The organism is Paenibacillus sp. p3-SID867 (assembly GCF_025142895.1).
Lineage (GTDB): Bacteria > Bacillota > Bacilli > Paenibacillales > Paenibacillaceae > Paenibacillus_AQ.
In genome coordinates this window covers 123875-136855 of record NZ_JAMBDM010000005.1, presented here as the reverse complement: position 1 = coordinate 136855, position 12981 = coordinate 123875, and the positions used below count along the sequence as shown (strand labels likewise).

Below are 12981 nucleotides of genomic sequence, written 5' to 3'. Positions count from 1 at the left end.
TTATATTAATTGGGGCCGTATGATGAAGAAGAATCATCAATCGGAGGAGGAGATTGTTCATGTTAACCGTTGCAGAATTAGAAGCGAAGCTGGCGGAGCCTTCAGCACAGCTTGTTGCCGATCTGGCATCTTTGGAGGGGGATATTCTTGTGCTGGGCGTCGGCGGGAAAATGGGTCCCAGCCTTGCAAGGCTGGCGGCCAACGCCGTCCGGGAAGGCGGTGGAGGCAAACGGATCATCGGCGTATCGCGGTTCTCGAACCAGGAGGCTAGACGTGAGCTGGAGGAGGCGGGCGTTCAGACGATTTCGTGCGACCTGCTGAACGATGGGGAATTGCAGCAGCTGCCCGAGGCTCCGAACGTGATCTACATGGCGGGCAATAAATTCGGCACGACCGGCCGTGAATATTTTACTTGGGCGATGAACTCGTACTTGCCGGGCCGGGTGGCCGAGAAATTTAAGCAATCCAGAATGGTCGTATTTTCATCAGGAAATGTGTACCCGTTCTCTCCGGTGGGCAGCGGCGGAGTCAACGAATCGGTAGCGCCGGAGCCGGTCGGAGAGTATGCGCAGTCCTGTCTCGGCAGAGAGCGCGTCTTTGAATATTTCTCCCACCAGAATGGTACGCCGATGGCGATTTACCGCCTGAATTATGCCATCGACATGCGGTACGGCGTTCTGCATGAGCTGGCCAGATCGATCCACGAGGACCGGCCGATTCACCTGGCGATGGGGCATGCGAATATCATATGGCAAGGAGATGCCAACGAGATGGCGCTCCGTTCGCTCCTGCACTGCAGCTCTCCTCCGGAAACTATCAACATTACCGGACCGGAGACGATGTCGATCCGCTGGGCGGCACAGGAATTGGCGGCACGGATGGGCAAGGAAGTGACCTTTACGGGTACGGAATCCGAGACCGCGCTCCTGAACAATGCTGCGAAATCCCACCAGCTGTTCGGTTATCCGAAGGTGACTCTGCTGCAGATGCTGGACTGGACCGCAGCATGGGTGCAATCGGGCGGCGAGAGCTGGAATAAGCCGACTCACTTCCAAGAGAGAAAGGGGAAATTCTAATGAGCGGACAGGTTCCTGCAACTCAACGTTTAGCCCCCGAGAAGCTTAAAGCCCTGCATGAAGGGCTTGTTATACCGGCTCACCCGCTTGCTTTGGATGAGAACCGGAAGCTGGACGAACGACGCCAGCGGGCATTAACGCGCTATTATGCGGCATCCGGTGCGGGCGGTGTTGCCGTCGGCGTTCATTCAACCCAATTCGAGATCCGCGACAAGGGCATCGACTTGTATGAACCCGTGCTGCGACTTGCGGCAGAAGAGGTTCGAAAGGCGGAGCTCAATCGGCCGTTCATGATGGTGGCCGGTGTCTGCGGCCCGACGGAGCAGGCTGTAGAGGAAACGGAGATCGCCCGCAAGCTCGGCTATGACGCCGTCCTCCTCAGCATGGGCGGTTTAAACGGATGGAGTGAAGAAGACATTCTAAGGCGCACGGAGAAGATTGCGCAGAGGATGCCGGTAATCGGGTTCTACCTCCAGCCGTCGGTTGGCGGCAATATCTTTTCCTTCGACTTTTGGCGCGCCTTCGCCGAAATTCCGAATATCATGGCAATCAAGATGGCTCCCTTCAACCGCTATCAGACGATTGACGTCGTTCGAGCCGTCTGCTATTCGAGCCGCAGAGATGACATTGCGCTCTATACGGGGAATGATGATAACATCGTCAACGATTTGCTGACGACGTATCAATTCCAGGTGGACGGGACGATGGTCACCAAGCCTATCGTGGGCGGTCTGCTCGGTCATTGGGCGGTCTGGACCAAGAAAGCGGTAGAGCTGCTGGAAGAAATCAAGGAGGCGCGCACACAGGAGCGATTCGCGAAGGAGTGGCTCACACGCAATGTGGAGATTACCGACTCCAATGCAGCCTTTTTTGATCCCGCACATCAGTTTGCAGGCTGTATTCCGGGCATCCATGAGGTGCTCCGCAGGCAGGGGCTGCTGCAAGGCACATGGTGCCTGAATCCGCATGAAACGCTGTCTCCCGGACAATCCGAAGAGATTGATAGAGTCTACCGCGATTATCCTCATTTGAACGATGACGATTTTATTCAAGAGCACTTGGAAAGTTGGCTGGCGGACTGATACAATGAGGGCAGAATAGTTGAAAGTGGGGAATCGCGTATGCGGTTTAAAGATGTTTTTTCTATTATTGGGCCCAGTATGGTGGGGCCGTCGAGCTCTCATACCGCTGGGGCCGTGCGGATCGGAAGGGCTGCGCGGCGCATATTTGGAGCATTCCCCGATCAAGCGGAAATTGTGTTCTACGGTTCTTTTGCTGAAACCTACCGCGGCCACGGCACCGATCTGGCTGTCGTAGGCGGATTGCTCGATTTTGCCACGGATGATATGCGTATCCGGAATTCGATCGAGCTTGCGGAGGCGGCAGGCATCGAACTTAATTTCAAAACGGCGCAGAATGTGGCCTTTCACCCGAATACCGTGGAGCTGAGGCTAACGGACGGCGATCATACCGATGTCATTGCAGGCGCTTCCATTGGCGGAGGCAGTGTTGAAATGCTGCGCGTGAACGGTTTCGACGTCAAGTTTACGATGAATTACCCGGTGCTGCTGGTCTTTCATGATGATACGCCGGGCATGGTCGCGCATATCACCCGGCTCCTGGAGGCCGGCGGCGTCAACATTGCCTATATGGACGTGGACCGCAAGGGAAGAGGCGGCGATGCCATGACGGTGGTGGAGTCGGATGAAGCGGTCCCGGCTGAGTTGATGAAGCATATCGAAGGGCTGCCGAGCGTGCATCGCGTCGTCGTTGCGGATTTGACAGTAGAGGAGGCGCAGTCATGAAGTTTTCTACGCTGGAGCAAATCATCGTATGCTGCCGGGAGGACCAGGTTACGATCGGCCAGCTGATGCTGAATGAGCAGATAAAGGAAACCGGCAAGAGTAAGGAAGAGACATTTAAACAAATGGCCGATTATTACGGTATCATGAAGGAAGCGGTGCACCGGGGAATCCATGAACCCGTTCCTTCCAAAAGCGGCCTGACCGGCGGCGATGCCGTGCGCGTCCATCAATATATGAGCAGCGGGGTACCCGCGCTTGGTACCGACGCTTGCACGGCACTGGCCTACGCCCTGTCCGTGTCCGAGGTGAATGCCTCCATGGGGCGCATCGTGGCGACGCCGACGGCGGGCTCATGCGGCATTATTCCCGGGGTGTTCGTCAGCACGCAGGAACGCTTCGGCTGGGAAGACGAGCATTTGGTGATGGGGCTGTTCAGCGCAGGCGCGATCGGCTACGTCATTGCCAACAACTCGTTTATTTCCGGTGCGGAGGGCGGCTGCCAAGCTGAAGTCGGTTCAGCTATCGGTATGGCGGCAGGCGCTTTGACGGAGCTGCGGGGCGGCACGCCGGAGCAGGCCGTTCACGCCGTCGGGCTTGCGCTCAAGAATTCCTTGGGACTTATCTGCGACCCGGTGGGCGGGCTTGTCGAGATTCCTTGCATCGTGCGAAACGGCTTCGGCGCCGTGACGGCGCTGGCGGCATCGGATATGGCGCTTGCCGGCGTGCGCAGTGTCATTCCATCCGACGAAGTGATCGACGTGATGCTGGAGGTTGGCACGGCCATGCCGTCCAAGCACAGGGAGACAGCGAAGGGCGGACTTGCGCAGACGCCGACCGGCAAGAAAATCCTGAAGGATCTATACGGCAAGGAAGGCAAAAAATTGCGGGAGAAGGGTGCCAAAGCGAAGAAAGACGAAACGAGTGATTGAATTCACGCCCGTTTGATAGATCGCCCAAGGCGTTCTGCTTCATGAATATACGATGGCGAAGAGAAGAAATTTAACATCTTCCGTGAGGGATTTCGTGATGAAATCCCTCTATTTTTTTATCTATTTCTACCGCTTTAGCATTTTCCACCTGCCCAAAAAGCCTGATATCATGCGGGTTTTTGGCCTTTTATTCGCTTGATCGAGAAAAAACACCATCTCGCAGAAATACGCTTCTTTACGAATCGTGGAAGCGTTTTTATGATGTGGATGGGTAGAAAAATCCGTACCGGGGATCGGCATCGGCTGCCCGAATGATTTTAGAATATTCCCTGCGCTCAGCTGGGAATCTTCGCCAACAAGGAGGAGTGGTAGGAAGCGACTTGCATCAGCAGCGCAGACTGGATAAGTAAGCAAACATACACAGATGAGTGGAAATGACGGGGGTAGAGTAGCGATCGCACAGATTCAGTCAGCCGCATTCAAAATGATGGATTAAGAGGAGGAACGAACATGACAAATAAGTGGTTTCGCATGGCACTCGTATTTACATTAATCATTTCGATCCTGGCCGCATGCAGCGGAGGAGATAAAGAGGCAGCTCCCGAAGCGGACGGAGACACAGCACCTCCAACGGCACCGGCAGATCCCGATCAATATGGAGATACAGGCGGCCTCGCGCTTCCATTGGTCGATAAACCGACAACGATCAACTGGATGGTCGTTAGCGAGAAAACCAACCTGAACGATTCCTTGCTTGCCAAGGAAATCGAGAAGCGAACCGGAATCAAAGTGAATTTCCAGGCTTATTCCTCGGCTACGTTTCAAGACAAACTGAAAGTAACCGTTGCATCCGGCAAGCTTCCGGACATTATCCATGGGCTGACGCCTCCGGAGCTGAAGAAGATCGGCAAACAGAAAGCGGTTGTTGCCATTAACGAATATCTCGACATGCTGCCGAACTTCAAAAAAATGTATGTGGACGAGAACCCATGGGTCATTCCGTCCTTCGGAGACGAATCCGGAAACATCTATACTTGGCCGGTTGCGAACATTAACCGTGACGTCAACCACGGCTTCCTGTACCGCAAAGATATTTTCGATGAGCTGGGCATCAAGGAATGGACGAATACCGATGAGTTTTACCAGGCTCTCAAAAAATTGAAAGAAGCTTATCCGGACTCCTATCCTTACGCCTCCAAGACGAAGGAGCACATTTTCCGCGACTGGGCCTTCGGCTGGGGCATCGGCGGAGCCAACTATCCGACGTATTACGACGAGACGGCCAAGGTGTGGAAATACGCTACGATACAGCCAGAGCACAAAGAAATGCTCGACTTCATGAAGAAGCTGTACAACGAGGGACTTCTGGATCCGGAATTCATGACGGACACCGACGATTCCTGGACGGCGAAAATGACGTCAGGCAATAAATCTTTTGTGACCTATGACTGGATCGGACGTTTGGACCTGTTCTACAACCAGGTGAAGGATCAAAACCCGAATTATAATCTGAGATACGGAAATCCGGTTGGACCGACCGGCAACGGCAAGACGATCGAGAGCATCACGAACGGCTTCAGCATCGCGGTAGCAAACAACGACAACAAGGAAGCTGCCCTGAAGCTGCTCGACTACCTGACGAGCCCGTCAGGCGCAACGCTGGTAACGATGGGCGTGGAAGGTGAGACGTTCAAGATGGAAGGTGATAAAGCCGTCTATCCGGAGCTGACCGACGTGCCGCTGGTGGATATCAGCGTGCTGGAGGACCGTTATGGTCTGTGGCTGCAAGGTCTGTATGTCAATTCCGATAAGCGCAGCGTGTACTTCAACTACACGGAGAAGGAGCAGGAGGCTCAGGATAAGCTGCTGAACGGCAATAAATTCGAGCCGCTGGATCCGGTTGTGAACTTTACGGATGACGAAACTGCAACGATTGCGGAAGTCCAAACCTCCCTGAAGAAATTAGCGGATGAATTTAACGCAAAATACATTCTGAACAAAAACTACGGCGATGCCGAGTGGCAGCAATGGCAGGTTCAGGCTGAGAAGCAGGGAGCCAAGCAGCTCGTCGATATTTTCAACGCAGCCCAGAAGAGATTGGATGAAGCCACGAATTAATCTGCAGAAGAAATAGGAGTGATGGCGGCATCCGGGTACCACGCTCGGGTGCTGCTCATCATCTTAAGGAGGGAACACCATGTCAAGTGCAGGGACAGAGACGAATCTCGCCAATCCCCGCGGCGGGCTTGGAAGAAGAATGGTTTCGGCCTTTCAGCATATGAAGCGGGACAGACAGCTGTTGATTTTGTTTATCCCGTGCCTGTTGTTTTATATTATTTTCCGATACGGGCCCCTGTACGGCTTAATCATTGCCTTCAAGGACTACAGCGTATTCACCGGCATCCTGGAGAGTGACTGGGTCGGGCTCAAGCATTTTGAGAAATTTTTCAACAGTCCGGATTTCTGGCTGTTGTTCAAGAATACGCTGCTTCTCGGCGTATACAATCTGATTTTCGGGTTTCCTTTTCCCATCATTCTGGCGATTCTCTTAAACGAGGTCAGAGTGAAATGGTTCAAAAAGTCGGTGCAAACACTCAGCTATCTGCCTTCATTCCTGTCGGTCGTCATTATCAGCAGCATGATCATCGACTTCCTGTCGCCCAATCAGGGGATCATTAACCAGCTTATCGCCGCGCTAGGTTTTGAGAAGACATACTTTCTCATAGAACCGAGCTGGTTTAGAACCATCTATGTTTCCTCGGATATCTGGGCAACCGTCGGTTATGAGGCCATTATCTATATGGCTGCAATCGCAGGGATCAGCCCGTCGCTTTACGAAGCGGCCAAGGTGGATGGTGCCAAAAGACGTCACATGATCTTCAGAATTACGATTCCCGCCATTCTTCCAACGATTATTATCATGTTTGTCTTGAAGACGGGATCGATGCTCCGGATCGGATACGAGAAGGTACTGCTGCTTTATAATCCGATGACCTACGAGGTAGCGGACGTATTCTCGACCTATGTCTACCGGAAAGGTCTTCTGGAGAGCAACTATAGCTATGGCGCAGCCGTGGGCTTGTTCGAAGCCGTGGTTGCCATGATATTGCTGCTGTCCTCCAACTACTTCAGCAAGCGGCTGGGAGGTAGCGGATTATGGTAAACAACAAACGCTTCAGCCTTCGGAATATCTCGTTGTTTGGCATCATCAATACGCTGATTCTGACATGCCTTGCCATTATTACCGTGTACCCTGTCGTGTATATCACCGCCGTTTCCCTCAGTGCGACTTCCGAAGTGGTGCAAGGGAATATCACCTTGTTTCCCAAGGGATTTAATCTGGACGCCTATGCCCAGGTGCTGAATGATGATCGGGTGCCGCGCGCCTACCTGAACACGATTTTTTATACCGCCCTCGGTACGGTGATTAATCTGCTGCTTACGGCCGTAGCGGCTTATCCGCTCGCGCGCAAAAACTTTTTCGGGCGCAAGTTCTTTCTGCTGGCAATCATCATGACGATGTTCCTGAATCCGGGGATCATTCCGAACTACCTGATCGTATCGGAGCTTGGCCTGCTGGACAGCGTATGGGCGCTCGTGCTTCCGAATGCGATTTGGACCTTTGAACTGTTAATCCTCAAAAGCTTCTACGAGAACATGTCGGAATCTCTGCGCGAGGCAGCCGTTGTTGACGGCGCTTCCGAGTACCGTATTCTGTTCCAGATCGTGCTTCCGCTGTCCAAACCGGCGCTGGCTTCAATCGGATTGTTTTACTTCATGGGCCATTGGAACAGCTTCTTTATCCCGCTGATTTATCTGAACGATGCGAATATGTATCCGCTCCAGGTCGTGCTCAGGGATATGCTGATCTTCAGCGAGAACGGCAGCAACCCGAGTCTGGTGGATGCGTCGGCGCTTGCTCCGCAAGCCATGAAGAATGCAACCATCGTGCTGTCGATGATTCCGGTGCTGCTGATCTATCCGTTTGCCCAGAAGTATTTTGCCAAAGGGGTCATGCTTGGTTCCGAGAAGGGATAACGGGAAGGTGACGAGGGCTTTCATGTTGAATATGAAGGGATGACATCCAAGAGAGGTGAATCCGTATGAATCGATTGATCGCCAACAGAGGTTTGCTCCAGATTTTCTTCGCTCTGCAACTGGTCGTCGGCATCATGTTCATATTCAATTACATTGTGTACAAGAATTCCATTACCGGAATTTACGACAAGGTGAGCGAGAACAACCGGATGGTGATCAGAAATATCATTCAGTCGTTTGATACCAGTTTCTCCTCCGTAAACAACCTGATTTTTAATATCCATGCGCTTCCTTCTGACCGGATGCTGATGGAGAACGGCATGCTGGACATGGAGAAAGTCATTTCCTTGCAGGACAGCGTCTCCAGCATTGTGTCCAACGTGGACATCGTGGAGGATGTGGTCATCTCGTTCGACAATCATGATTTGGCCATTACGACGCGCGGAACCAGCAATCTCGACGCCTTGTTTGACAGGCGGTACAAGTCCCAGAAGTTCAACTCGATGTTCTGGAAGACGTTTACCCGATCGGAGCACGAGCTTACCATCTTTCCGGCAGAGGTTTATGCGGATCAGAGCAGCGGATATGGCCGTAATTTGATGATAGCCGTGGACGGCAACAAGGTCAGGATGTCGAACAAAAACCTCATGGTCCTGATCAACGTGAACCGGCTGCTGAAAGGGATCGATTTGAACTCGATGATTCCCGGCGCCTCGCTTATTGTGCTGGATGCGAACCGGAACGTCATCTTGAGCACCGAGAAGGATCTGGATTTGGTAGGTATTCTGAACGACGTATACTTTAACCCGTCGCAGGAAGCTTCCCTCACGCACGACGATTTTGAGTACAATTTCTACAAATCGGACTATAACGGTTTTATATATATCAATAAATTGCCGTACAAGTTTAAAAATATCGATTCCGTCACGAATGCCAATACGTGGATTATGTACGGCGCGATTGCGTTAAACGTTATCTTGTCGGTGCTGCTCAGTATCTATCTGTACCGGCCTGTGAAGAACATTGTGCAGCTGCTCGGAGGCAGTTCTCTGAAAGGGAATGATTTTGTAAAAATCCAGAGCGGCATCATCAAGGTCCAGCGGGAGAATGAATCCCTGAAGAAGCAGATGGACCTGGTGGATGAGGATATTCGCCGCGGCGTGTTTCTGCAAACGCTGGATGGCCATCACCATTCGCGCGAGCAGGAAATGCAGATGCAGAAGCATTACACGCATTTTTTCCAGTGCCGGCATTTCATGATGGCGGCCGTGTATTTGCAGCCTGCCGGCAAGGGAGCGGCCCAGGCGGATTTTGTCCTGGAGGAGTTGACGGCCCAGATTCGAAGCAGCCTGCAGGAACGCTACGAACATGTGGTGGTTTATCATGTGGACGAGCTGAGATTCCTTGCGCTTATCGGTTTGGATCAGCCGTCGGACCGCAGGCAGCTGGTGCGGAAATTCGAAGACTATATCCGCCTGTGCAACCAGGAGTATACGGATATGTTCACGGTGTGGGGCTGCGTTAGCCGGACATATGAGTCCAAGATCAGCAACTGCTGCGAGGCATACCGGAACATTAAGGATGGCCGGTTATACCGGAATGTGAATGCGGACACGGATATGGTCGATACGGAGCAAATCCGCTACGTCCCGGATATTTATTATCCGCTTCAAAAGATTGAGAAGCTGAGCAACTGCATGCTGAGCGGCAAGGTGGACGAAGGACTCCAGATCGTGAGTGACATTGTTCAGCAGAATGCGGACCTTCACATCCATCATCATCAGCTGGTGCACATTGCGAAGAGTATGTTCTTTCTTGTCATGAAGCAGGCGGATTCGCCGTCCGTTGATCGCAATGAGCTGTTTCAGCTGGAGAGTGATTTCATCCGCAAGGTCGATCAAGCCTACACCTATGAAGAGATTCAGAAGGCGCTGATGGAAGTGATGCGCGTGGTGGCCAATACGCGGAACCATGATCCGCGGAGCAAGCTGAATCCCGCCTTCATCTCTCAATATATCGAGCTTCATTATATGGAGAATCTGTATTTGGACCATATGGCTGAAGTGCTGGATACCAGCTCGAAATATTTTTCGAATTATTTCAAGAAGACATTCGGCGTCAATTATGTGGAGTATTTGAACAAGGTCCGATTATCGCACGCCCGTGAATATCTCCGGAACACGGATCTCAGCATTGCCGAAATCGGAGAGAAAACGGGGTATTCGAACTCTTCCACATTTACGACAACGTTTAAGAAGTATAGCGGCGTATCGCCCAGCGAATATCGGAAAGCATCAGGAAAATAAGAGGTGGAGCAGGAGGGTTCATATTGAAGGCTGTTGCCACGATTCATGGAAAAGTGATCGTTGATCAAATCGAGAAGCCGGCTGAATTGCCGGCAGGCCATGTGCGGATTCGTACCGAATACTCGGCGGTCAGCCCGGGCACAGAGATGATTTTTATACGAAGAGCATCGGATCAAAAAGTCATTATGGGTTACAGCGCTGTTGGAATTGTCGAAGGCATGGGAGAAGGCGTGCAAGGGCTAACCGTTGGTCAACGGGTGGCCTGTTACGGAGCCCCTTACGTGCGTCATGCCCAGTGGCTTACGGTGCCTTCCAACCTAACAGCGATGGTTCCGGATGGCGTGGATCCGCAGGAAGCGGCTTTTGCGGGACTGGGAGCGATTGCGATCCATGCCCTGCGGGTGGCGGATCTGCGCTTTGGCGAATCGGCCGTGGTGGTCGGACTTGGCATCCTGGGGCAGATCATTGCCCAGATTGCGCACGCGGCGGCTTGCCCGGTTGCTGGATTTGACCTGAATCCGGAGCGGGTGCAGGGGATGAAGCAGCATATTGCCTATGCTTATGATAACCGGGAGCAGCTTGAGGAGCAGATTCAGGTTATGACGGGCGGACATGGAGCCGACAGCGTCATTCTGTGCGCAAGCGGTCCCGGGGAGGAACTCATCAACTCTTCGATGTCATGGATTCGGGATAAGGGAAAAGTCGTCATTGTCGGCGATTTGTCCATGACTTACGCCCGGGACCGGATGTTTGGCAAGGAGGCGCAGGTGCTCATATCGCGAGCAGGCGGTCCGGGCCGATACGACGCAAGCTATGAACTCAACAATACGGATTACCCGATCGGCTTTGTACGCTGGACGGAAGGCCGCAACATCGCCGAGTATATTCGTCTGTTGGCAGAAGGGAGAATATCGGTTAAACCGCTGATCTCGCATGTGGTCCCCGTGGATGAAGCGGACAAGGCTTATGAGCGGTATGGCCCCGGATCAACGACGCTGGGGACGATATTTAACTACGCGGACAACGCTTGAATGCCGGGAATGGGATTCCCGGCACAGGAATGAGAAGCGGAAACATGATAGCTGTCTTTCCGAGCAGTGATGCGCTGCAGAAAGGCAGCTTTTTGCTTGCGTCGGAATCAAATCCGTCAAACTGTTAATTTACAATAATATACAATTATATTATACTAGTAGTAGATATGAATAATATTTTTTGTTACATGGAGGCAGTTACATATCTAATCTTCTTGGTATTTATATATAAGCAGCGTTCCTCGTTTCCATCGATTATTGGAAGGGTGGTGATTGATTCGAAACCGATTTACCAGGCTGTAGTGGTAATGACTTTCCAATTCGAAAAACAAAGGAGCGAAGCGTGATGAAAGTATTCCGAAATTCGATCATCCGTAAGTCTGCTGTGTTGTTCTGCGCTGTTCTACTGATCTTGCCAGCCGGATTGTCTCTGGCGGCCAACAAGCCGTTTCCCCAGCATACGTCGTATACGAGCGGTTCGATTAAACCGAACAATGTGACGCAGTCAGCCATGGACAATGCGGTCAAGAGCAAATGGAACAGCTGGAAAGGGTCTTTCCTGAAGCCTGCAGCGACAGGGCAATATTACGTAAAATACAATTCGGCGGGCGAGACGGTGTCCGAGGCTCACGGCTACGGGATGCTCTTCACCGTTCTGATGGCGGGATACGATAGTAATGCCCAGTCGTATTTCGACGGACTTTATCGCTACTATAAAGCGCATCCGAGTAATAACAATCCGTATCTGATGGCTTGGAAGCAGAACAGCAGCTTTCAGAATATAGGGGGGGCCAATTCGGCAACGGACGGCGATATGGACATTGCCTACGCACTCCTGCTTGCGGACAAGCAGTGGGGGAGCAGCGGGGCGATCAATTACCTGCAGGCAGCAAAGGATATGATCAATGCCATCATGAGCAATGACGTTAATCAGTCGCAGTGGACGTTGCGCTTAGGCGATTGGGCAACAAGCGGCATCTTCGACACCGCCACGCGGCCATCGGATTTCATGCTGAACCATATGAAGGCGTTCCGTGCGGCTACCGGCGATGCCCGTTGGGATAACGTCATTAACAAAACCTATACCATCATCAACTCCATCTATAACGGCTACAGCTCCAATACCGGCTTGCTTCCGGATTTCGTAGTCATGTCGGGCAGCAATTATCAGCCTGCAGAAGCGGGATTCCTGGAGGGGGCAAATGACGGGAAGTATTATTATAATTCGTCCCGGACCCCTTGGCGGATTACGACCGACTATCTGATGACGGGCGATACCCGCGCGCTGAATCAATTGAACAAGATGAACACGTTCATTAAATCAGCCACAAGCAGCAATCCCGCCAACATCAAGGCAGGGTACAACCTGAACGGCACCGCGCTGGTGACTTATAACAGCGGGGCGTTCTATGCTCCTTTTGGCGTAAGTGCGATGACTTCGTCCAGCCACCAGAGCTGGCTGAATTCGGTATGGAGTTACACGGCGAATGCATCCGCCGAGGGATATTATGAGGAAAGCATCAAACTGTTCTCGATGATCGTCATGTCAGGTAACTGGTGGACATATTAACGCATAACGCCCTTTAATTTTATATAAACGTAAAACAAAACCCTGATCCGCATTGGATCAGGGTTTTGTTAGGTCTTTCCTACTAATAATTGATTTGTAGCAATAAATAATAAGAATTTGCATTGATATTTCATGCCGAGCAGTGTTAATATCTTATCAAATATAAAACATTTTATATTAATCTAAACTAAACAGCAACGAATTTACGAAACTAAACATCTTGGTT

10 protein-coding genes are annotated in these 12981 nt (G+C 51.9%); all 10 read left to right on the top strand.

Annotation, left to right across the window (positions count from 1 at the left end; genetic code table 11):
* Window positions 1-59: 59 nt before the first annotated feature.
* The 10 genes from M4D81_RS12365 (at window position 60) to M4D81_RS12320 (ending at window position 12755) form a co-directional block, all read left to right on the top strand.
* Window positions 60-1076, top strand: a complete 1017-nt coding sequence (locus M4D81_RS12365; RefSeq protein ID WP_071222257.1) for an NAD-dependent epimerase/dehydratase family protein — start codon at window positions 60-62, stop codon at window positions 1074-1076.
* On the top strand, window positions 1076-2158 hold the full coding sequence (locus M4D81_RS12360; RefSeq protein WP_260066556.1) for a dihydrodipicolinate synthase family protein: 1083 nt from the start codon (window positions 1076-1078) through the stop codon (window positions 2156-2158). The genes M4D81_RS12365 and M4D81_RS12360 overlap by 1 nt, the downstream gene beginning before the upstream one ends.
* Before the next feature lie 39 nt (window positions 2159-2197).
* Complete coding sequence (gene sdaAB / locus M4D81_RS12355; protein ID WP_071222255.1) at window positions 2198-2881, top strand: L-serine ammonia-lyase, iron-sulfur-dependent subunit beta; 684 nt, start codon at window positions 2198-2200, stop codon at window positions 2879-2881.
* Entirely contained in the window at window positions 2878-3810 is a 933-nt protein-coding gene (sdaAA, locus tag M4D81_RS12350) for an L-serine ammonia-lyase, iron-sulfur-dependent, subunit alpha (RefSeq protein WP_260066554.1), read from the top strand. The genes sdaAB and sdaAA overlap by 4 nt, the downstream gene beginning before the upstream one ends.
* Before the next feature lie 510 nt (window positions 3811-4320).
* Complete coding sequence (locus M4D81_RS12345) at window positions 4321-5928, top strand: ABC transporter substrate-binding protein (RefSeq protein ID WP_260066552.1); 1608 nt, start codon at window positions 4321-4323, stop codon at window positions 5926-5928.
* A 79-nt stretch (window positions 5929-6007) separates the two neighbouring features.
* Window positions 6008-6973, top strand: coding sequence for an ABC transporter permease (locus M4D81_RS12340; RefSeq protein WP_083397714.1), 966 nt, complete (start codon window positions 6008-6010; stop codon window positions 6971-6973).
* Window positions 6967-7848 (top strand): carbohydrate ABC transporter permease, encoded by an 882-nt coding sequence (locus M4D81_RS12335; protein WP_127593775.1) that lies wholly within the window; start codon window positions 6967-6969, stop codon window positions 7846-7848. The genes M4D81_RS12340 and M4D81_RS12335 overlap by 7 nt, the downstream gene beginning before the upstream one ends.
* Window positions 7849-7913: 65 nt before the next feature.
* Entirely contained in the window at window positions 7914-10154 is a 2241-nt protein-coding gene (locus M4D81_RS12330) for a helix-turn-helix domain-containing protein (RefSeq protein ID WP_260066548.1), read from the top strand.
* A 23-nt stretch (window positions 10155-10177) separates the two neighbouring features.
* Complete coding sequence (locus M4D81_RS12325; RefSeq protein ID WP_071222250.1) at window positions 10178-11185, top strand: zinc-dependent alcohol dehydrogenase; 1008 nt, start codon at window positions 10178-10180, stop codon at window positions 11183-11185.
* A 346-nt stretch (window positions 11186-11531) separates the two neighbouring features.
* Window positions 11532-12755, top strand: a complete 1224-nt coding sequence (locus M4D81_RS12320; protein ID WP_260066546.1) for a family 8 glycosyl hydrolase — start codon at window positions 11532-11534, stop codon at window positions 12753-12755.
* Window positions 12756-12981 lie beyond the last annotated feature (226 nt).

Bases quoted from the DNA above. Each gene is read 5' to 3' on its own strand.
- M4D81_RS12320 (WP_260066546.1), top strand. From the start codon at position 11,532: ATGAAAGTATTCCGAAATTCGATCATCCGTAAGTCTGCTGTGTTGTTC.
- M4D81_RS12340 (WP_083397714.1), top strand. From the start codon at position 6,008: ATGTCAAGTGCAGGGACAGAGACGAATCTCGCCAATCCCCGCGGCGGG.
- M4D81_RS12335 (WP_127593775.1), top strand. From the start codon at position 6,967: ATGGTAAACAACAAACGCTTCAGCCTTCGGAATATCTCGTTGTTTGGC.
- M4D81_RS12360 (WP_260066556.1), top strand. From the start codon at position 1,076: ATGAGCGGACAGGTTCCTGCAACTCAACGTTTAGCCCCCGAGAAGCTT.
- sdaAA (WP_260066554.1), top strand. From the start codon at position 2,878: ATGAAGTTTTCTACGCTGGAGCAAATCATCGTATGCTGCCGGGAGGAC.
- sdaAB (WP_071222255.1), top strand. From the start codon at position 2,198: ATGCGGTTTAAAGATGTTTTTTCTATTATTGGGCCCAGTATGGTGGGG.
- M4D81_RS12345 (WP_260066552.1), top strand. From the start codon at position 4,321: ATGACAAATAAGTGGTTTCGCATGGCACTCGTATTTACATTAATCATT.
- M4D81_RS12330 (WP_260066548.1), top strand. From the start codon at position 7,914: ATGAATCGATTGATCGCCAACAGAGGTTTGCTCCAGATTTTCTTCGCT.
- M4D81_RS12365 (WP_071222257.1), top strand. From the start codon at position 60: ATGTTAACCGTTGCAGAATTAGAAGCGAAGCTGGCGGAGCCTTCAGCA.